Here is a 20,339-nt window from a genome sequence, read left to right as displayed (position 1 = left end):
TCGACCCGAGCGAACCATTGCCTAGGTGGATCGTCGCGAGTTGGGCTGTTGCCTTCGCTGCCGTCGTTCTAGGTGCGTTACTGACCGTTCTCACCGGGGGTGATCTGTCCGTCCTGATCGGTCCTGCGGGGCTTGTCTTCATGCTCGGAACGGTGGGCGCCAGCCGTTCGGCGCAACTTGCAGGTCGACCGGAGTGGGCGAGGTGGTTGGGGTGGAGCGTTTCGGCCGTCGCCGGCGCTGCCTTCGTCATCTGGCTCGTGGTCTAGAAGGTCGGATACTTGTAGCGGTAGGCCTTTGAGGCGAGCATCGGATAAGTGATGCCCGGCGGGTCGAGCTCGGTGTCGCCGAGCTGAGCGAGCGGCTCCGATCCATCCAGTCGCGCTGGGGCATTGACGATGCGCGAGCCGGCAGTAGGGGCGGCTGTCGACTGGGCATGGAGGTGGGTTGCGTTGCTCGGACGAGTCAGCCGAGACGTTTCGCCAGGAAGCGCAGCGCTGCCGGCACGGCTCGGAACATCACGATCAGGTGCTCACCGAACCGGTAACGGCGGTAGGTGATGTCGACTTCTTCGCCCCGGTACTTCTGGACGAGCTTGTCGACATCCGTGATCTCGGTCGCCTGGTCGTGGACCGCGTGGTAAAGGAACATGGGCGTAGCCGGTGTTGCTTGCCCGCACCGGGTCGCCGCGAAGCCGGCCCGCGCTCCCGGGAGGTCCGAGATCGTCGGCACGCTGAGGATGCTGCTCATGCGAACGAATGGGAAGCTCATGGCGAGCTGCTCCATCGTCATCTCCTCGGCCGCCGCGACCATGGCTTGGCCGTGGGCCGTCAGATGACCGGAGAGGTCGAAGTCCGGGAAGGTGCGGCTCGCTGCGATGCAGGCCCCGAACGGGATGCCGCTGAGCAGGTTCCCCGCTTCGAACATCTCCGGCGAGGACGTGATGTCGACGCCACCACCACCCGCGGCTGCGCCGACGATGTTCAGCTCCGGTGCGTATTGCGGATGCTGCTCAGCGGCGAAGAGCGTCGCCAGCGCGCCGCCGGAGTATCCCCAGAGACCGACGGGTGCATCGAGGTCGAGGTGGGCCGGCTCGAAGCTGAGGCCGGCGCGGATCCCATCGAGCACGAATCGCGCTGCCAGCGGCAGGTCGACGAAGGAGTGATGGGGTCCCGTCCAGTCGACTGCGATGACCACCCACCCACGGCGTAGGGCGAGGAGCATGACCGGGAGCTCGAGGTGGTCGCCGTGGCGCAGCGTGTACGACGGATCACCTGCCGAACCGAGGCTGTCGATTGCCGGTTGGTAGGCGAGTAGGGCGCGCCTCCTACCGTTGCGAGGAAGCATCACCGTTGCAACGCCTGCTGCGGGTGTCCCATCGGATGTGGTGGTGCGGAACTTCACGTGCCATGCGTCGACCTTTACGCGGCGACGGAACAAGCGGATGTCGACGGCTCGGCTGTCGATGATCGCGCCGGGCGCGTACGAATCAAGGTCGTCGGGCTGGTTGTAGAACGGGTCGTCACCTGGCGGTGTGATCTCGACGAGCAGTCGAGCCTTGAGCCCTTCATACACTCGCAGGACACCACGTAGGAAGGCCGCGGCGTAGCGCTTCGAGCGGCTCGTGAGGTCAGCGCGCCTGGGCACGGCAGGCAGTGTCACGAAGCAAGAAGGTAGCGACGGGCATCGTCGCTCGACGGCTCGGGCTCCCCGACCGCCCCGATCATCCAGTTCCGTTCGACTCGGACGCTGGACGCTCAGCAGTAGACAAGAGGACCACAACCTCGGTGGTCGCTCACGGTCGCCTCCGGTGCTGCTTCGCCTCTTCACGCGCAGCGCGGCGCTCCTGCGCCCGCTGCCACTTGTCGTGCCGGCTGCGACACGCCTTTCGGCAGAACCGCTGATTCCCGGAACGTTGCTCGAACAGCACCCCGCACCGCCAGTACGCGCACACCGCCAGCCGCTCCGGATCGAAGTCGGCATCGGTCACGTGGTCGTCGGCAGCCTCTTCGATCCCACCAGTAAACCCCAGTAGGTGTGGACTCGCCGCTGGACACCCGGCATCCGGCTGAGGATGGGTACGACACGCAGGGCAGCCTCAGAGCATCGGTGACCAGGCGATGGCGGTGAACCACTGGTCGACTGCGCATGCGGCCGGACAAGCGGACCATCGCGTCCAAGCAGCCGCGATCTCGGCCATCTCCCCGGCTCCGGAGATGCCGAACTCAGTGACGTAGGCAACGACCTCGGGCGCCTCGAACCATCCGCGCTCGAACGCCGCCATCTGCGCAACGGCGAGCTCCGATCCAACGACACGTCCTTCTGTGGCGAGTTCGATGCGCTCGAAGCCTGCCCCGGCGAGCAGACCACGAAGTTCACGGCCCACCCGCACGTTGCCACTCTCTCTTGCGCACTCCTGTATCTCCTGACTCCGGTCGAGCAGCGGGTCGTGGGGGTGCATCATCCGAGTGCCCCAGTCTGTGTCTCCAACTCCGATCACCGCGCCTGACCTCACCACCCTCCGAGCCTCGCAGAGAACGGCGGAAGCATCTGCGACGTGCTGTAGGACGGCGTTGATGTAGACCGCGTCGAACGCCGAGTCGGTGAACGGCAAAGCCGCACCGTCGCCAGCCGCGACTGGGCTGCTTGGTATGGGAACCGGATGGACGTCAACGCCGATGACTCGACCCGGCAGTCCAACTGTGATCGACCCGGGGCCGCATCCGATGTCGAGCACTCGCATGTCCGTCCGGAGGTGCGGAACTAGGAAGGCAGCCCACCGATCGGCGTTGCGCCGGCTGTGCGCTGGACGATGTCGGCGAACGAGGTAGTCCTCGTAGTTCGTGCGTGTCTTCGACAGGCTCACATGATTGGTCGCGACTCGGCCGCAGGGCGACCACATTCTCGATCATCGGCCGTCCCGAAGTGCCGACATGTCCACTCGCACATGGTGCGTGCAGCGTCGTCATGGTCGCCCTCGACGTCTGTGTGCCCCTGCGCGACGTGCAGAGCGCGGCCCCGCATGCCGACCCGAGACCGGCCGTCCCCGCGGGATCAGGAACCGGGCGGTTCCATGACGCCGAGTTGGACCATGAGGGCCATGGAGTCGAAGTACTCGCGCTCTCGCAGGATCTTGCCGTCGGCGATCTCGATCACGTTGCAGCCGAGCATCTCCACGGTCTTGCCGGTGGGCGCGATGCCTTCGAGCTCGCCTTGGTGAGTGCCCCGCGCGGTCATTTCGATCACCGAAGTCGACTCGTTGGGCGAGAACTGGTGATCGATGGTGAAGGCCAGGTCGGGGAATGCGGACAGGTAGGTTTCAGCGACGGCAGCTCCGGCCTCGGCGTCGCCTTGCTCGCCATCGGGGCCCCGGTACGTGTACTCGGGGTGGTACAGGTCCCGGAGGCGGGTGAAGTCACGGTGGTGGATCACATCGAACATCTCGCGGTGGATGCTTGCCACATCGGCCATCGTCGGCTCCCTATGCTCGGTGACGCGCGTGCGTCCTCGCACAAGTCGTATACCTCGGCAGGGGCGATGACAAGACCCTCAACCGGGCAGATCAGTGGAGGTCATGGGTCACGAACTCCCGGAACCACGGGTCCGGGCCCAGCCGCGCCGTGACCAGGAGGAGGCGCCCGCTCAGGCCGCGCCGACGAGGACCAGGAGGCGGCGCACCAGCTCGGCGAAGGCCTCGGGATGGCTGCGGTGGGCGCCATGGGAGGCGCCCTCCAGCACCGCCAGCTCGGCGCGGGGGATCTCGCCGGCAAGCTGGTCGGCGGCGTCCATCAGGTGGCGCGGGGAGCGGGTACCCCGCCCGACGACGACCGGGATGGCGATCAGGGCGGGGTCGTAGGGCACCTGGCCCTGGCGAACCGAGATCAGCTCCATGGCCAGCGCCGGACCCTCGGCCCGCCGCTGGCGTCGAGTGCCCGCCGGGAGCGCTTCCCAGCGCTCGTCACCGAGCATCCGACGCAGGAAGGCCTCCGCCGCATCGCCGGGATGGCCGTCGGCGTTCGAGCGAGCCAGCGCGGATCCTCCGGGGGTCGTCGACGGCCACCAGGGCTGCCAGGGCATCGGCGCCTCGAACGCCACCACGCCGGTCACGACCTCAGGGTGTCGCTCGGCGGAAGCGAGCGCCACGACACCGCCGTAGCTGTGCCCCGCCACCACACCCGGCCGCCCGTCGAGGACGGACAGGAGGTCGCCGACGTGGTCGTCGAGGCCGGCGGGTGGTCCCGCGTCGAGGGAGCGCCCGTAGCCGCGACGGTCGTAGCGGACGACGTGACGGTCCCGCAGGGCGCCGGCGACCCGGACCATGCTGGCGGCACGGTCCATCGAGCCGTGCAGCAGGACGACGACGGGACCCGGTTGGTCCCCGCCCCGCTCGACGACGTGGAGCCCGCTCAGTGGACCCGGACGAGGCGCAGGACGTCGGCCGCGGGCTCGGCGTCCTCCGGCGATCCGGCCAGGACGGCGACGATGTCGCCGGGGCGGACCACCTTGCGGTCGACGGCGGCCTTGACGGCGAACCAGACGATGTCATCGATGTTGGTGTACACACCGGTCACGACGGCCTCGATCCCCCACGCCACCGACAGCTGCCGGGCGGTCGCCTCGGAGGGGGTCACCGCGAGGAGGGGGGCCGTGGGCCGGTAGCGCGAGATGGCCCGGGCCGTGCTGCCGCTGCGGGTGCAGCACAGGATCGCCGCTGCCTCGACGTCGAATGCGGCCCGCCACGCGGCAGCGGTGATGGCACTGGTGATCCGGACCGCGGGCGACGCGCCGTGGGCCGTGGCGCTCTGCTGGCGTCCGAGCCGGCTCCCCCAGCCCTCGTAGTCGAACTCCCGCTCGGCCCGCTCGGCGACCCTGGCCATGGTGGCGACGGCGCCCACCGGGTAGCGCCCGATCGCGGTCTCTGCCGAGAGCATGAGGGCGCTCGTCCCGTCGAAGACGGCGTTGGCGATGTCGGAGACCTCGGCGCGGGTGGGGGTGGGCGCGCTGATCATCGACTCGAGCATCTGGGTGGCGGTGATCACCGGGCGTCCGTAGGCCACCCCGGCGCGGATGATCTCCTTCTGGATGTGGGGGACGTCCTCCAGGGGGAGGCGGACCCCGAGGTCGCCCCGGGCGACCATCACCCCGTCGGCGGTGGCGATGATGGCGTCGACGTCGTCGACCGCCGTCTGGGTCTCGACCTTGGCGATGAGCATCGGGCCACCGGTCCCCACCTCCCGGCGAACCGTGCGCACATCTTCGGCAGTGCGGACGAAGGAGATGGCGATGGCGTCGATGCCCTCCTCCATCACCGCTGCCATGAGACGGAGATCGTCGGCGGTGGGGGTGGCGATGGCGAAGCGCTCCGGCGGCAAGTTCACACCCGGCCGACCCTGGAGCCGACCACCGTTCCGGACCCTGGCCACCGCCCGGTCGGCACCGACCTCCTCCACGATCAGCTCGACGCCTCCGTCGCCGAGAGCCACCAGGTCCCCCACGATCAGGTTCGGGAGCAGGGCGGCGTAGTCGACCGAGATGCGCGTCATCGAGCTCACCGTCGAGGCGTCGTCGTAGGGCGCAAGCTCGACGGTGACATCGTCGACGAGGTACACGCCGCCCTCGGGGAACGCGGCCGCCCGGACCTTGGGGCCGGGGAGGTCGGCCATGACCCCGATGTAGCGGCCCGAGTCGGCGGCGGCCGCCCGGATGCGGCGGAGCCGGTCGATGTTCCCCTCGATGGGCCCGTGGGCCAGCCCGATGCGCGCCATGCTCATGCCGGCGTCGATCATCGCCCGGAGGGTCTCGGGCGACTCTGATGCCGGCCCGACGGTCGCGACGATCTTCGTGCGGGGGGCCATGCGGCCTGAGGCTACCGGTGGCCCTGCGGTGGGCCGGACCGCCGGGCTACGGGGAGACGCGCCGGCGCAGCGGGTGGTCGCCTGGCACCTGCACCAGGCAGATGCGCAGGCCGTCGGGGTCGGCCACCCAGGACTCCCGCAGGCCCCAGGGCATGTCGGCGGGTGGCGCCAGGATCGCCGCGCCCGCATGGGCGAGGCGATGGTGCTCGGCGTCGACGTCGGCGACCTGGAGCCAGAGGCGAACGGGCCCGTCCTCCGGCCCGGCACCGGCGTCGCCGTGGGCGCTCGCCTCCAGGAAGCCCCCGCCGAGAAACCACACGACACCCGACACCTCGCCCCCGGTGCCGTACTCCCGGTAGCGGGAGAGGCCGAGGACCTCGTCGTAGAACCGAACCGTCCTGGCGAAGTCGGTTGGGTAGAGAAGCGTGCGGCTCGACAGCACGTCCACGGCGGACTCCTAAGGTGTGTGGGTGGAGCTGATCATCATTCGTCACGGCCTGCCCGTCCGCATCGACGACGCACAGGGTCCCGCCGACCCCGAGCTCAGCGCCGAGGGCCACGAGCAGGCGAGGCAGCTGGCGGCGTGGCTCGCCCACGAGCAGATCGACGCCGTGTACACCAGCCCGATGCGCCGGGCCCGGGAGACGGCCGCACCCCTCGCCGACGCGATGGGCGTCGAGGTGGTCGTCGACGAGGAGCTCGCCGAGTTCGACCGCGATCAGCACTTCTACATCCCCCTCGAGGAGCTCAAGGCGTCGGGCGACCCCCGCTACACGGCCATGATGCGTGGCGAGCTCGAGGGCGAGGTCGATGCGGAGACCTTCCGCCAGGTCGTGGTCGTGGCCATGGAGCGCGTCATCGAAGCCAACCCGGGCAAGACGGTCGCTGCGGTGTGCCACGGCGGTGTCATCAACGCGTACGCCAGCCACGTGCTCGAGATCGCCTCCCCCCTGTTCTTCGAGCCCCCGTACACCTGCGTCAACCGCTTCCTGTGCTCCAGCCGGGGGCACCGCAGCATCCGCAGCCTCGGCGAGACCGGCCACCTCCACGCCCAGCGGGGCTGACAGCACCCGCGCTGACCGCACCCGCCATCAGGAGCGGGGGACCTCCAGCCAGGGACGGTCCTTGTCGAGCCGGATGTCGCCCGGCAGCCCGAGCACCCGCTCGCCGAGGATGTTGCGCATGATCTCGGAGGTGCCGCCCTCGATGGAGTTCGCCCGCGCCCGGAGGAACGCCTGCTGGAGCGAGCGCGAGCCCATGGCGGTCGAGGAGCGCTCCATGTCGTAGCCCCTCGGGTACAGCATGGCGTCGGGGCCCATCAGGTCCATGCAGAACTCGTAGACACGCTTGTTGAGCTCGGCGAAGGCGAGCTTGCCGGTGGAGCCCTCGGGACCGGGGACGCCCTTCTGGCGGTTCTGGGACGCACGGATGTTGGTCAGGCGGTTGACCTCGGCCTCGATCCAGAGGCGGACGAGCTCGTCGCGCTTGACCTCATCGTCCACGCCCCGCTCCTTGAACAGCTTGACGGCCTCCCCGATGGGGCCCGAGCCACGGGGGGCGATGGAGCCTCCGATGGACACCCGCTCGTTCATGAGGGTGGTGAGCGACACCCGCCAGCCGTCGCCAACGTCGCCGAGGCGCTCGGCGTCGGGGATGCGCACGTCGGTGAAGAAGACCTCGTTGAACTCGGCGTCGCCGGTGATCTGGCGCAGCGGCCGGACCTCGACACCGGGAGCTTGCATGTCGACCACGAAGTAGGTCAGGCCCTTGTGCTTGGGCTGGTCGGGGTCGGTGCGCACGACGAGCATGCCCCAGCGGCTGATGTGGGCGAGGGTGGTCCAGACCTTCTGGGCGTTGACGATCCACTCCTCGCCGTCGAGCACCGCCCGGCCGGACAGCCCGGCGACATCGGAGCCGGCGCCGGGCTCGCTGAAGAGCTGGCACCACACCTCCTCGCCGGTGAAGAGGGGTCGCAGGTAGCGATCTTGCTGGTCCTCGGAACCGTGGGTGACGACGGTGGGGGCGCCCATCCCGTGGCCGATCGGGTTGCGATAGTACGGGTTCGGTCCACCCGCCTCGAGGATGCGCTCGTTGACCAGCTTCTGGAGCTTGGGCGAGACCTCGAGGCCGCCGCGGCCCCGGGGGAAGTGCACCCAGGCGAGGCCGGCGTCGAACTGCGCGCCGAGGAACGTCGTCTCGTCGGTCGTGCTCGGGTCGTGGTCGGCGAGGAGCCGCTCGACCGTCTCGGTGACGAGCTGCTCGTCGGTGCTGGCGTCGACGACGGCCATGCCTGTGTCCCCCTCGGGTGCGGATCGGATGTGACCGATGGTAGCCCCGAGCCCCAGCCGGGACTGACATCGACGTCAGCGGGGTGACGTCGATGTCGACGCCACGAACCGTACGCTCGACGGGTGCTCACGAACCCCCGGCGCGCCGTCGCCGTCCTCCTCTGCCTGGCCACCGTGGCGGTGTCGCTGCACCTGTCGGCCGGCAGCGCCGGGGCCTACCCGGGCGGCCCCTGGTTCGAGCCCTCGAAGCGCTACGACGAGAACTTCCCCGACCCGAGCATCCTGGTCGACGACGGGACCAACTACGCCTATGGCACCGCCACCGGCGGGGCCTACCTGCCGGTGATGAGCTCAACCGACGGCCTCACCTGGACCGCGCGCGCCCGCTACGACCAGCCGGACTGCGTCGACGATGAGGTCGACCCCTACTTCAACGACGCCCTTCCCTGCCCCGCCCGCTGGGCCCCCGACCGCCCCGTGGACGGACGGCTCAAGAAGGAGGTGTGGGCCCCCGGCGCGGCACGCATCGGCAGCCGCTTCGTCGTCTTCTACACCGTTCTCGCCCAGCTCTCCCCCGAGCGCTACTGCATCTCGGTGGCCACCTCCGGTTCACCCCTGGGCCCCTTCGTCGACGACTCGACCGGACCCGTCGTGTGCGACGCTGACCCCAAAGGTTCGATCGACCCGCAGCCCTTCGTCGACACCGACGGCACGCCGTGGCTCCTGTGGAAGAGCGAAGGGGTCCCCGGGAGCGAGCCGACGAGGATCTGGTCCCGTCAGCTCGCTCCCTCGGGCATCGCCTTCGCCGACGGGAGCCGAGCCAGCCAGATCCTGCACACCTCGCAGGCCTGGGAGGGCAGCGTGATCGAGAACCCGGCGATGATCCGCCACCAGGGCACCCTTCACCTCTTCTACTCCGCCAACGAGTGGCAATCGGACCGCTACGCCGTGGGTCACGCCACGTGCACCTCCGTGCTGGGTCCCTGCTCCAAGACGGCCGACAACCCTGTGCTGGCGAGCCGGGGCGACCGACTCGGACCGGGGGGGCCGGCACCGTTCCACGAGGCTGGCTCCGGGCGGCTCTTCCTCGCCTACCACTGGTGGAACGCCCCGTACACGAGCTACCCGCCGTACCCCGAGTGCGAGCAGGACGGCACCTGCACCAGCCAGGGCCAGCGGCGCCTCGGCATCGCCGAGGTCTCGGCGAGCGGCGACACCGTGTCGGTCGGGGGGACGCCACGCCCCTGGCCCACCATCCGCTCCATCGACCCCGCCTGTCCGGACACCATCCAGCGAGACGTCTTCAGCGACACCGACGGCAACGTCCATGCCCGCGCCATCGACTGCGTGGCCCACTGGGAGATCACGATGGGCACCGGCGACGGTCGCTACCAGCCGGCGGCCCTGGTGACGCGGGGCCAGATGGCCGCGTTCATCGCCCGCACCCTGGCGAGCACCGGCCACGCCCTCCCCTCCGAGCCCCGTCAGCACTTCTCCGACGTGGCCGGCACCACCCACGAGCTCTCCATCAACCAGCTGGCCGAGCTGGAGGTCGTGAGCGGTCGTGCCGACGGCACCTTCGGCCCGATGGACGCCGTCGACCGCGGCCAGATGGCGACCTTCCTCGCCCGGGCGGTGCGGGAGCGCACCGGCAAGGAGCTGGCCATCACCGCCGACTGGTTCGCCGACGACGACGGCAGCGTCCACGAGGCAGCGGTGAACCGTGTCGCCAGCGCCGGCATCGCCGGCGGGTTCTCCGACGGCACCTACCGGCCCTCCCGGCCCGTCGTCCGCGACCAGATGGCCTCGTTCATCGCCCGGACCCTCGCCCTCCTGGTCGAGGGGGGCTACGCCACCGTCCCCCGCTGAGGTGGCGACCGGTGAGCCGGTAGGTTCCCTCCGGTGAAGGACGCGCTCGGCAACCCGCAGACCGCACTGCTGCTGGGGGGCGGCTCCGACATCGGCTTGGCCACGATGCGGGCCATGGTGGGTCGCCGCCTCCGACAGATCGTGCTCGCCGGCCGAGACACGGCCGCTCTCCAGCCGGCTGCCGGCGAGCTCAGGACGCTGGGCGCCACCGACGTGGAGGTCACCGCCTTCGACGCCCTCGACACCGCCGGGCATGACGACCTCGTCGCCGGCGTGTTCGAGCGCCATGGCGACATCGACCTCGCCCTGGTCGCCTTCGGGGTCCTCGGCGACCAGGAGGAGGCCGAGGCGAGCGCGGTCGAGGCCGCCCGCGTCGTGGCCACCAACTACGTCGGCGCCGTCACCACCTGTCTGGCCCTCGCCCGACACATGCGGGTCCAGGGCCACGGCACGATCGTCGTCCTCTCGTCGGTCGCCGCGGAACGGGCACGGCGCTCGAACTTCGTCTACGGCTCGAGCAAGGCCGGTCTCGACGCCTTCGCCCAGGGACTCGCCGACGCCCTCCGCGGCTCCGGTGTCGAGATCGTCATCGTCCGTCCGGGGTTCGTCCGGTCGTCGATGACCGAAGGGCTCGACCCTGCGCCGATGGCGACCACACCCGAGTCCGTGGCCGACGCCATCGTCGGCGCCGTCGGGGGCGGCTCCCGCGTCATCCACGTCCCCGGCATCCTCCGCTGGGTCTTCACCCTCCTCCGCCACCTCCCGGGGCCGGTGTTCCGCCGGCTGCCCCTGTGACGACGAGCCACGTGGCCGGCGCGCCACCGTCGGGTCGAGTCGGCGACCTGGCGCGGCTCCTGCGGCCGAAGCAGTGGATCAAGAACGTCCTGGTCCTCTCGGCACCGGGTGCGGCCGGCGTGCTGACCGACCCCGGCGACCTCGCGCGCACCCTCGTCGCCTTCGTCGCCTTCTGCCTCGCCGCCAGCGGGACGTACGCCCTCAACGACGCCCACGACGTCGACGCCGACCGTCGCCATCCGACCAAGCGGTTCCGACCCGTGGCGTCGGGTGCGGTCTCGGTGGCGAGCGCCCGGGTGCTCGGCATCACGCTCGTGCTCGCCGCCGTCGCCGTCGGTGCCGCCACCGGACGGTGGCAGCTGCCGGCGACCGTGGCCGCCTACGTCGCCCTCACGACGAGCTACACCCTCGTCCTCAAGCACATCGCGGTCATCGACATCGCCGCCGTCGCCGGGGGATTCGTCTTGCGGGCCGTGGCCGGCGCCGCTGCCACCGGAGTGGACGTGTCCGAGTGGTTCCTCATCGTTGCCTCGTTCGGCTCGCTGTTCATGGTGTCCGGCAAGCGGTCGGCGGAGATCGACGCCGGGGGCGACCTGGCCGGACAGCGGGCCGTCCTGGCCTCGTACTCCCCGCAGTTCCTCCTCTACGTCCGCTCCGTGGCGTCGGGCGTGGCGGTGCTCGCCTACTGCCTATGGGCCTTCGAAGAGGCGGGATCCTCCCAGGCCGGCGTGTGGTTCCAGCTCTCGATCATCCCCTTCGTCCTCGCCGTGCTGCGTTACGCGCTTCGCCTCTCGACCGGCGAGGGCGGCGCGCCGGAGGACATCGTGATCGGCGACCGCACGCTCCAGGTCCTCGGGGTCGTCTGGGCCGCGCTCTTCGCCGCGGGCGTCCACGTCGCATGACCGACCCGCCGACCGGCACGACCACGGCGCCGACGGCGCTCACCGGGTGGGGTGGGACCGGCGCGACGGTGGCACAGGTCGCCTCGCCCAGGGGACCCGACGACGTTGCGCGCCTGCTCGCCAGGGCGTCCGACCGTGGCGTGATCGCCCGCGGCCTCGGGCGGAGCTACGGCGACTCCGCCACCAACGCCGGGGGGACGGTGGTCGACTGCACCTCCCTCAGCGGTGTCCGGTCGCTCGACCCCCGCACGGGCGTAGCCGTGGTCGACGCCGGCAGCAGCCTGGACCAGCTCATGCGCGACCTGGTGCCACAGGGGTGGTTCGTGCCCGTGACCCCTGGGACCCGCCAGGTCACCGTCGGGGGTGCGATCGCCAGCGACATCCACGGCAAGGACCACCACGTGCGCGGCAGCTTCTGCCAATGGGTCGACGCGGTCACCCTCCTGCTGCCCTCCGGGGAGCGACGCGTCGTGGGCCCCGAGCGGGAGCCGGCGCTGTTCTGGGCCACCGCCGGAGGCATGGGGCTCACCGGCATGGTCCTCGACGCCACCCTCCGCCTCCAGCCGATCACCACCTCCCGGCTCGTCGTCGACACCGAGCGGGCCCCCGACCTCGAGTCCTGCATGGCCCGCATGGTCGAAGGCGACGCCCTCCACCGGTACTCCGTCGCGTGGATCGACTGCCTCGCCCAGGGGGCGTCGCTCGGTCGCTCGGTCCTGACCCGCGGCGACCACGCCACCGTCGACCAGCTCCCGCGCCGTCAGCGCGCCGAGCCCCTCCGCTACGAGGTGGGACCCCGACTGACCATCCCGGTCGACGTTCCTTCGGGCCTCCTCAACCGCTTCAGCGTGGGGGCCTTCAACGAGCTCTGGTATCGCAAGCCCAGCAGCGATCGGCTTGGCGAGGTGCAGGGGATCACCCGCTTCTTCCACCCCCTCGACACGGTCGTCGGGTGGAACCGCCTCTACGGGCGCCGGGGCTTCCTCCAGCACCAGTTCGTCGTGCCGCTCGGCGCCGAGGCCACGCTGCGCGCCATCGTCGAGCGCCTCGCGGCAGCTCGCTGCGCCTCCTTCCTCGGGGTCCTCAAGCGCTTCGGGCCCGGGAACCCTGGCCCGCTCTCGTTCCCCATCCCGGGGTGGACCCTCGCTCTCGACATCCCGGTGGGTGACCCCGACCTGAGCGGTCTCCTCGACGGGATCGACGATCTGGTGGCCGAGGCCGGCGGACGCCTCTACCTCGCCAAGGACAGCCGGATGCGCGCCGAGCTGCTACCCACCATGTACCCGAGGCTCGAGGAGTGGCGGGCGGTGCGCCGCTCGGTGGACCCCGACGGCGTCCTCCAGTCCGACCAGTCGCGGCGCCTGGGCCTGTCCTGATCAGTTGAGCTTGGCGCGGAGGCGGTGCGCTGCCTGCGCCAGCTGCGCCGACGACGCCTCGTCGGGGTGCTCGCCGGCGAGCCGGTCGAGGATGCCCGCCGCCTCACCGAAGCGACCCGACGACGCCAGCACCGCCGCCAGCTTGCGGTGCTCGGCACCACCGGCATCGGGCATCGACGACCGCAACGTCAACACCCAGCTGAGGAGGTCTCGGTCCCCCGAAGTGGTGGCGATGCCTTCCAGGTTGCCCAGCATCCGGGTGATGATGGCCACCGTGCCGACCGGCCTCAGGAACGCGGGGTCGAACTCGGCCCCGGGCCCGTGCACCTGGTGGAAGCGCTGCCGGCAGGCCGCCTCGTCGAGGACGGCGCCCCGAGCGAACGCATCCACGAAGACGTCGGGGTCGATCCCGTCACGGACAAGGAAGTGCCCGGGCATGGACACGCCGGAGAGGGGCACGCCCACGCGCCTGCCCACCTCGATCATCACCACGGACAAGGTGATGGGGATGCCCACCCGCCGCTCCAGCACGTCGTCGAGGAACGAGTTGCGAAGATCGTGGTAGTGGACGTCGTCGCCCGTGAAGCCCAGCTCGACGAAGAGGTGCCTGCGCAGTGCGTCGAGAGTGGATCCGAGCACCCCGCCAGCGATCTCGTCGAGGCGGGCCTGACCGGCCGCCGGGTCGAGGTCCGGGTGCGCATGGGCGGCGATGAGCAAGGCTGCCTCGTCGAGGGGGATCGCTCCCTCCGGCCGGTGCACCAGCTCGACGAAGCGTGCGGTGGCGTCCACCGGGACCACCGTACCGAGCGGTGCCCCGGGGGAAGGACAGGAGGGGTGCGATACGGTCCAGGCCCATGTATCCCGGTATGCACGCCCAGCAGACACCCGACAAGGCGGCCTACGTCATGGCCGGCTCCGGTGAGACGGTCACGTACCGCCAGCTCGACGAGCGGTCCAACCGACTGGCCCACCTGTTCAGGGCGGCCGGGCTCCGTCGGGGCGACAGCATCGCCCTGATGCTCGAGAACCACCCCCGGTTCTTCGAGATCTGCTGGGCGGCCCAGCGCGCCGGCCTCTACTACACCGCCATCAGCTCGCGCCTGACGGCGCCCGAGGCCAGCTACATCGTCAACGACTGCGGCGCCCAGGTGTTCATCACCTCCTCGGCAAAGCGCGACGTCGCCGCGTCGCTGCTCGGGTCGACCCCGAACGTCAAGGTGCGCCTCATGCTCGAGGGCGACGCCGAGGGCCACGACGCCTACGAGGCCGCTGTGGCCGAGCACCCCACCACGCCGATCGACGACGAGTCCCAGGGCGTCGACATGCTCTACAGCTCGGGGACCACCGGTCAGCCCAAGGGTGTCAAGGTGCCGCTCCCGGATGGGCCGGTCGACGCCCCGTCGCCCGTGCTCGTCCTCGGCCAGATGCTCTACCAGTTCGACGCCGACTCGATCTACCTCTCCCCCGCCCCGCTCTACCACGCCGCACCGCTGCGCTTCACCATGGCGATCCACCGCATCGGCGGCACCGTGCTCGTGATGGAGCGCTTCGACCCGGAGGACTTCCTGCGCCTCGTCGAGGAGCACCGGGTGACGCACACCCAGGTCGTGCCCACGATGTTCGTCCGCATGCTGAAGCTGCCCGAGGAGGTCCGTGACCGCTACGACCTCTCCAGCCTCCAGGTGGCCATCCACGCCGCCGCTCCCTGCCCCATCCCGGTGAAGGAGCAGATGATCGAGTGGTGGGGTCCCAAGGTCTTCGAGTACTACGCCGGCACCGAGGGCAACGGGTTCTGCGCCATATCCTCCGAGGAGTGGCTCGAGCACCGGGGCTCGGTCGGCAAGCCCCTGATCGGCGAGCTCCACATCCTCGACGAGGACGGCAAGGAGCTCCCGGCCGGCGAGGCCGGCTCGATTTTCTTCGGCGGCGGTTCGGAGTTCGAGTACCACAACGACCCGGAGAAGACGGCGGCTTCGCGCAACGAGCACGGGTGGTCGACCCTCGGCGACGTGGGCTACGTCGACGACGACGGCTACCTGTACCTCACCGACCGCAAGGCCTACATGATCATCTCGGGGGGAGTGAACATCTACCCACAGGAGGCCGAGAACGTCCTGACCATGCACCCCAAGGTCCTCGACGTGGCCGTCCTCGGCGTGCCCAACGAGGACTTCGGCGAGGAGGTCAAGGCCATCGTGCAGCCGATGGACATGGCCGAGGCCGGACCCGACCTCGAGCGCGAGCTGATCGCCTTCTGCAAGGAGCAGCTCGCCGACTACAAGTGCCCGCGATCGGTCGACTTCCGCGACGAGCTGCCCCGCCACCCCACGGGGAAGCTCTACAAGCGCCTCCTCCGCGACGAGTACTGGCCCTCCTAGGCCTCAGCGTCGAGGCATCCGCGTCACCGCCGCCCGATGCTGTGACACTTCGGGCTCATGGCGAAGCGCCACGACGGTGAACAGGGCGATGCGACCTCGGACGAGACCTCGCTCGAGGTCGCCGGCGACCGAGCGACGATCGTCCTTCGAGGCGAGGTCGACATCACCTCCGAGGGCGGAGTCGACGACGCGGTGGTCGAGGGCCTCCGCCGCGGCGCGGAACTCATCACCATCGACCTCTCCGATGTGGTGTTCATGGGGTCGTCGGGTCTGGCATCGCTGCTTCGGGCCGAACGAATCGTCAAGGAGGCCGGTGGTCACCTCGAGCTGCACCGCCCCAGCCGCGCGGTGCGCGACCTGCTCGACATGACCCACCTCACGGAGCGGTTCACCATCCGCGACGCGGAGGCGCCGTAGGTTGGGCGGCGATGCCCTCCTCGCCATGGCCTGTGCTCGACCACCCCGGACCGCTGGCCTTCGCCCACCGCGGTGGGGCCAGCGACGCCCCGGAGAACACGCTGCCGGCCTTCGCGCACGCCGTGGGCCTGGGCTACCGCTACGTGGAGACCGACGTGCATGTCACCGCCGACGGCGCCCTCGTCGCCTTCCACGACGAGACGCTCGACCGGGTGACCGACCGCACCGGCCGGATCGCCGACCTCCCATGGTCCGAGGTTCGCAGGGCACTGGTCGACGGGACCGAGCCCATCCCCCTCCTCGAGGACCTCCTCGGCACGTGGCCTGACCTCCGCGTGAACATCGACCCCAAGCACGACGCCGCCGTCGAACCCCTGGCTGAGGTGCTGCGGCGCACCAACGCCACCGACCGGGTCTGCATCGGGGCCTTCTCAGACAGCCGCCTGGCCCGCCTGCAGGACGAGCTCGGGCCGGACCTCTGCACGTCGCTGGGGCCCAAGGGCACAGCCCGGCTGCGTGGGGCGAGCTTCCGGCTGCCCGCCGGCGCGCTGCTCGCTGGCTGCGCACAGGTGCCGGTGCGGGCGAAGGGCGTCACGATCGTCGACCGCCGGTTCCTCGCCGCCGCCCACCGCCGCGGCCTCCAGGTCCACGTCTGGACCATCGACGACCCCGACGAGATGACCCGGCTCCTCGACCTCGGGGTCGACGGGATCATGACCGATCGCCCCGCCGTGCTGCGCGACGTCCTCGAGCGCCGCGGCGAGTGGGTCTGACCACGCGCCTAGGGAAACAGGACGTGGGGGTTGAGCAGCCCCCCGGGGTCCAGGGCGGCCTTGATGGCTCGGAGCGCGGCGATCTCGGCCTCGCTGCGGGCCAGGTGGAGCCAGCGCCGCTTGGCGCCGCCGATGCCGTGCTCGGCGCTGATGCTGCCTCCACGGTGCGCCACGAGGCGCAGGACGGCATCGTCGACGCGTTCGTCGGCCGGGTCGGGACCCACGACGTTGACGTGGAGGTTCCCGTCGGCGGCGTGACCCCAGATCACGCATCGGGCGCCCCCAGCCACGCGCTCCACCACCGCCCCCACCTCGGCGATGAAACCGGCCACAGCGTGGAGCGGGAGGGTCACGTCGAGCTTGTGGGGGGTCCCGAGGGCTCCCACCGCCTCCGTGTGCCCCTCGCGCAGCCGCCAGAGCGCCCGGCGGGGTCCGGGGTCCTCGGCCACCGCGACATCGACCACCCCTTCGACGAGGGCGACCGCCTCCCCGCCGGCCATGCCGCCGGCCCACTCGAGGAGCAGGAGTGCCCCCACGCCCTGCCGGACGTCGAGGGGGACGGTCACCCCGAGCTGTCGGGCCACGAGCTCCAGCCCCTCGGGGAGCATCAGCTCCGCCGCCTCGAGCACCGTCCCGGCCTGACGGAAGGTCATCAGCGCCGCCATGGCGGCGTCGACCGACGTGAGCGCGACCAAGCAGGTCACCAGGTCTTTCGGGGCTGGTGCCAGGCGCAGGCGGACGGCGGTGACCACCCCGAGCGTGCCCTCGCTCCCGCACAGGAGCCCGGTGAGGTCGTAGCCGGTGTTGTCCTTCTCGAGGCCGTGGAGGCGGGACACGATCGAGCCGTTGGCGAGCACCGCCTCGACCCCTGCGACGCGAGCGCGCATCGAGCCGTGGCGGAGGTGCTGGTTGCCACCAGCGTTGGTGGCCACCATGCCCCCGATGGTGGCCGTGGCCCGGGCTCCGAGGTCGATCCCCGGGACGAGCCCGTGGGGGGCCACGTGGCCCCCCACCGCCTCGAGGGTGGCCCCGGCCCCCACCGTGACCTGTGCTGCCAGCGGATCGACCGGTCCGAGCGTGTCGAGCCGGCGGGTCGAGAGCACCACCTCCCCGTGGAGGGGGACCGAACCCCCGACCAGCCCCGTGTTCCCGCCCTGGGGGACCACCGCGACCCCGGAGGCGGCACACGCCAGCAGCACGGAGGCGACCTCGGCCGCATCGGCGGGTCGCACCACCGCCGGCGTCGCGCCTCGGTACCGGCCGGTCCAGTCGACCTCGGCGCCGGCACGGAGGTCGGCGTCGACGAGCACGTGGTCCGGTCCGACCGCCTCGCGAAGGCGGGCGACGAGATCGGCAGGCGGCACACTCACCCGCGGGGCCCGTCGATGGTGGCCATGCCGGCACGCTACCGGCGTCCTCGCACCCTGCCGGGCAGCAGCGTCTCGCCAGGTCAGAGGACAGAACACGTCCGGCGAAACAGGAAGAACCGGCCCGAACGTCGAACCAAGGGGAGGAACGGGGGAACAACACCAGGCGCGCCGCCACCCGGGGCGCCGCTCGACACAGCGGGAAGGAGGCATCGGCGACATGGACGAGCGGATCGATGTCGACCTTCCCGTAGCCGAGGACGTCGTCGGAACGGCGTCCGTGCGGCTCCTGCGCGCCGGCGTCTCCCGGCCCGAGCGCCTCGAGGCGCTCCGCCTCCTCGGGATCCTGGGTGGCCACGCCGACGGCTCAGGGCGCGTCCGCCTCCGCCTCGAGGTGCTGGCCGGAGAGTTCGCCATCCCCGAGGCCGTCGCCGCCCGTTCGCTCCGGCACCTCGTGACCGGCGACGTCGTCCGGCTCCTCGGTGGCGACCTGGTGGTGGCCGGCGTCGAGCCCCCCGTCCACGGCGGGCTGCGCCTGGCCGACTTCCTCGACCACGTGGCCGCCTCCTTCGCCGACGACGTGGCCGCCCCCGCCGCCCGTCCCGAGATCGACAGCCGGCCGGCGCTCATCCCCCCGCCCGTGGCGGTCGCTCCCCGCACCACGAGCTTCGACGACCTCGACACCGAGTGGCTCGACGTGCCCCTCGAGCCGGCCCCGGTCCGGCGGGGTGGGGTCCGCCCGGCGCTCGCCGGGGTCGGTGCGGCCGTCCTCGCCATGGTCCTCGCGCTCAACCCGAGCGCCCCGCCGCCGCCCTCATCGGCCATCGCCGGCGCAGCGGCACGCGCCGATGTGGGAGAGCAGCGGGCCGCCACCGCTGCCGCCCGCTCCCCTCACCACGTCTCGCCCACCGATCCGCAGACCAGCCTCACCCGCGCCATCGAGGACATGACCACCGCCGGGCGCTCCACGGCTCGCATCGTCACCACGCCCCCGAGGGTCCGGACCGCGCCAGACGGCGAGATCACCCTCGGCCCCGACCCCGCTCGCGGCGACGACAACGCGGAGCCCGACGCGCCGACGGCGCCGTCCAATCCGACGCCGAGCGAGCCCACACGACCGGTCCCCCCGTGCCTGTCCGTCATCCCCGAGCTCCACGTCACCTCGGTCACGACCAGCCTGCGCGACGGCCGTCTCCGCACCGAGGTCGACTCCGAGGACGTCCGGCACTGGGTCGTGGTGATCCGCGGTGCGGCCGAGAACCCGGCAGACGCCGAGATCATGGTCGAGCACCTGACCCTCAGCGCTGAGATCGCCGAGGAGCTGATCGTCGTGACCGGCGTCGACCTCCTCATCCCCGCCGAGGGCGTCGAGTGGATGGTGGAGATCCCCACAGCGAGCCGCAACCAGCCCGAGGTGGGCCCGGTCGAGGTCGTCATCGACGGTTGGCACCCGACCGACCCCGACGCCGCGGTCTGCCCCGACGAGTCCTGAGGTCCTCCCGGGATGCCGGACGGGGCCGCTGGGCGTCAGGCAGAAGGCAGCGCGGACGTAGAAACATTACGCTCCCCCCAACGAGAGGGCGGGAGACGTCAGATGGGTGAACGGGCACGGCTGATCGTCCTCGGCAGGCAGGGCGCCGGCAAGGGGACGCAGTGCGTCCGGCTGGCCGAGCGCCTGGGCGTGCCCCACCGCTCCACGGGCGACCTCCTGCGCGCCGAGGTGGCGGCCGCGACACCCCTCGGCAAGGAGGTCGCCGACCACCTCGAGGAGGGTCGCCTGGTGCCCGACGACCTCGTGCTCGACCTGGTGGCGACCACGCTCGGCAGCCCCCGTGCCCGCGCCGCGGGCTACCTGCTCGACGGCTTCCCGCGGACCCTGGCCCAGGGTCAGGCCCTCTTCGAGGTCCTCGGCCGCGATGCCGCCCACCTGGCGATCGAGCTCTACGTGCCCACCGAGGTGGTGCGGCCCCGCCTCGCCGCCCGTCGCGTCTGCCTGGGCTGCGGCGCCGTGACCTCCGCACCAGCAGGCGGCCCCGAGTGCCGCACCTGCACGGAATGCGACGGTGAGGTCGCTCGACGTGCTGACGACACGGACGAGGCCATCAAGCGTCGGCTGGCCCTCTACGAGCAGGAGTCCTGCCCGCTGCTGATCTGGTTCGACCGCCAGGGCCTCCTCACGTCGGTCAACGGCGTCGGCGAGCCCGAGGAGGTCTTCGCCCGGCTCACCGCCGTGGTCGACGCCGCCCTCGCGTCCCGCTCCGGTGGCGCCGGCCTCCTCGACAGCCACTGACGAAGGATCGGGCCACGGGCCGCCGGCCGTAT

General features: G+C 71.2%; 20 protein-coding genes. 11 read left to right on the top strand and 9 right to left on the bottom strand.

Annotation, left to right across the window (positions count from 1 at the left end):
• Window positions 1-462 precede the first annotated feature (462 nt).
• Entirely contained in the window at window positions 463-1,221 is a 759-nt protein-coding gene (locus tag VMN58_04875; GenBank protein ID HUF32528.1) for a lipase family protein, read from the bottom strand.
• 586 nt (window positions 1,222-1,807) lie between these two features.
• On the opposite strand from VMN58_04875, the gene VMN58_04870 reads away from it, so the two are divergent.
• On the top strand, window positions 1,808-2,032 hold the full coding sequence (locus tag VMN58_04870) for a hypothetical protein (GenBank protein ID HUF32527.1): 225 nt from the start codon (window positions 1,808-1,810) through the stop codon (window positions 2,030-2,032).
• Between the two features lie 63 nt (window positions 2,033-2,095).
• Here VMN58_04870 and VMN58_04865 read toward each other — a convergent pair whose 3' ends face one another.
• The 5 genes from VMN58_04865 to VMN58_04845 all read right to left on the bottom strand — a co-directional run bounded on the left by VMN58_04865 (window position 2,096) and on the right by VMN58_04845 (window position 6,300).
• Complete coding sequence (locus VMN58_04865; protein ID HUF32526.1) at window positions 2,096-2,899, bottom strand: methyltransferase domain-containing protein; 804 nt, start codon at window positions 2,897-2,899, stop codon at window positions 2,096-2,098.
• A gap of 152 nt (window positions 2,900-3,051) precedes the next feature.
• Window positions 3,052-3,468 (bottom strand): ester cyclase, encoded by a 417-nt coding sequence (locus VMN58_04860; protein HUF32525.1) that lies wholly within the window; start codon window positions 3,466-3,468, stop codon window positions 3,052-3,054.
• Window positions 3,469-3,639: 171 nt separating this feature from the next.
• Window positions 3,640-4,407, bottom strand: coding sequence for an alpha/beta hydrolase (locus VMN58_04855; protein ID HUF32524.1), 768 nt, complete (start codon window positions 4,405-4,407; stop codon window positions 3,640-3,642).
• Window positions 4,404-5,852: a pyruvate kinase gene (gene pyk / locus VMN58_04850; GenBank protein HUF32523.1), complete on the bottom strand. Its 1,449-nt coding sequence runs from the start codon at window positions 5,850-5,852 to the stop codon at window positions 4,404-4,406. Before pyk ends, VMN58_04855 begins: the two co-directional genes overlap by 4 nt.
• A gap of 46 nt (window positions 5,853-5,898) precedes the next feature.
• The gene (locus VMN58_04845; protein ID HUF32522.1) at window positions 5,899-6,300 is read right to left on the bottom strand and encodes a VOC family protein; all 402 of its coding nucleotides are present in this window, start codon (window positions 6,298-6,300) and stop codon (window positions 5,899-5,901) included.
• Between the two features lie 22 nt (window positions 6,301-6,322).
• On the opposite strand from VMN58_04845, the gene VMN58_04840 reads away from it, so the two are divergent.
• A complete protein-coding gene (locus VMN58_04840; GenBank protein ID HUF32521.1) occupies window positions 6,323-6,916 on the top strand; it encodes a histidine phosphatase family protein in 594 nt (197 codons plus the stop codon).
• A gap of 27 nt (window positions 6,917-6,943) precedes the next feature.
• Here VMN58_04840 and VMN58_04835 read toward each other — a convergent pair whose 3' ends face one another.
• Window positions 6,944-8,140 carry an acyl-CoA dehydrogenase family protein gene (locus VMN58_04835; GenBank protein ID HUF32520.1) on the bottom strand — a complete coding sequence of 399 codons (1,197 nt, stop codon included), beginning with the start codon at window positions 8,138-8,140 and terminating at the stop codon, window positions 6,944-6,946.
• Window positions 8,141-8,263: 123 nt separating this feature from the next.
• Here VMN58_04835 and VMN58_04830 point away from each other — a divergent pair, with 123 nt between their 5' ends.
• From VMN58_04830 to VMN58_04815, 4 genes are read left to right on the top strand one after another with little or no spacing between them, the layout of a single operon-like run.
• The gene (locus tag VMN58_04830; GenBank protein HUF32519.1) at window positions 8,264-10,009 is read left to right on the top strand and encodes a family 43 glycosylhydrolase; all 1,746 of its coding nucleotides are present in this window, start codon (window positions 8,264-8,266) and stop codon (window positions 10,007-10,009) included.
• A 33-nt stretch (window positions 10,010-10,042) separates the two neighbouring features.
• The gene (locus VMN58_04825; protein HUF32518.1) at window positions 10,043-10,804 is read left to right on the top strand and encodes a decaprenylphospho-beta-D-erythro-pentofuranosid-2-ulose 2-reductase; all 762 of its coding nucleotides are present in this window, start codon (window positions 10,043-10,045) and stop codon (window positions 10,802-10,804) included.
• The gene (locus VMN58_04820) at window positions 10,801-11,706 is read left to right on the top strand and encodes a decaprenyl-phosphate phosphoribosyltransferase (GenBank protein ID HUF32517.1); all 906 of its coding nucleotides are present in this window, start codon (window positions 10,801-10,803) and stop codon (window positions 11,704-11,706) included. The genes VMN58_04825 and VMN58_04820 overlap by 4 nt, the downstream gene beginning before the upstream one ends.
• Window positions 11,703-13,082 carry an FAD-binding oxidoreductase gene (locus tag VMN58_04815; GenBank protein HUF32516.1) on the top strand — a complete coding sequence of 460 codons (1,380 nt, stop codon included), beginning with the start codon at window positions 11,703-11,705 and terminating at the stop codon, window positions 13,080-13,082. The genes VMN58_04820 and VMN58_04815 overlap by 4 nt, the downstream gene beginning before the upstream one ends.
• On the opposite strand, the gene VMN58_04810 is transcribed toward VMN58_04815, so the two are convergent.
• Window positions 13,083-13,871 (bottom strand): transglutaminase-like domain-containing protein, encoded by a 789-nt coding sequence (locus tag VMN58_04810; GenBank protein ID HUF32515.1) that lies wholly within the window; start codon window positions 13,869-13,871, stop codon window positions 13,083-13,085. It abuts the gene before it with no gap.
• 65 nt (window positions 13,872-13,936) lie between these two features.
• Between VMN58_04810 and VMN58_04805 the strand changes: the two genes are divergently transcribed.
• The 3 genes from VMN58_04805 to VMN58_04795 are packed head-to-tail and all read left to right on the top strand — an operon-like array spanning window position 13,937 to window position 16,650.
• Window positions 13,937-15,460, top strand: a complete 1,524-nt coding sequence (locus VMN58_04805) for an AMP-binding protein (GenBank protein ID HUF32514.1) — start codon at window positions 13,937-13,939, stop codon at window positions 15,458-15,460.
• A gap of 57 nt (window positions 15,461-15,517) precedes the next feature.
• Window positions 15,518-15,877: an STAS domain-containing protein gene (locus tag VMN58_04800; GenBank protein ID HUF32513.1), complete on the top strand. Its 360-nt coding sequence runs from the start codon at window positions 15,518-15,520 to the stop codon at window positions 15,875-15,877.
• An 11-nt stretch (window positions 15,878-15,888) separates the two neighbouring features.
• A complete protein-coding gene (locus VMN58_04795) occupies window positions 15,889-16,650 on the top strand; it encodes a glycerophosphodiester phosphodiesterase (protein ID HUF32512.1) in 762 nt (253 codons plus the stop codon).
• Between the two features lie 8 nt (window positions 16,651-16,658).
• Here the strand turns inward: VMN58_04795 and VMN58_04790 are convergent, their stop codons facing one another.
• A complete protein-coding gene (locus tag VMN58_04790; protein HUF32511.1) occupies window positions 16,659-18,020 on the bottom strand; it encodes an FAD-binding oxidoreductase in 1,362 nt (453 codons plus the stop codon).
• A gap of 217 nt (window positions 18,021-18,237) precedes the next feature.
• On the opposite strand from VMN58_04790, the gene VMN58_04785 reads away from it, so the two are divergent.
• Window positions 18,238-19,509, top strand: a complete 1,272-nt coding sequence (locus tag VMN58_04785) for a hypothetical protein (GenBank protein ID HUF32510.1) — start codon at window positions 18,238-18,240, stop codon at window positions 19,507-19,509.
• A 102-nt stretch (window positions 19,510-19,611) separates the two neighbouring features.
• On the top strand, window positions 19,612-20,307 hold the full coding sequence (locus tag VMN58_04780; GenBank protein HUF32509.1) for a nucleoside monophosphate kinase: 696 nt from the start codon (window positions 19,612-19,614) through the stop codon (window positions 20,305-20,307).
• Window positions 20,308-20,339: the final 32 nt, after the last annotated feature.

The sequence above is a fragment of the Acidimicrobiales bacterium genome (assembly GCA_035512495.1).
GTDB lineage: Bacteria > Actinomycetota > Acidimicrobiia > Acidimicrobiales > CADCSY01 > DATKDW01.
Note: the sequence above shows the minus strand (reverse complement) of the source record. Positions and strands in the feature narration are given on the sequence as shown.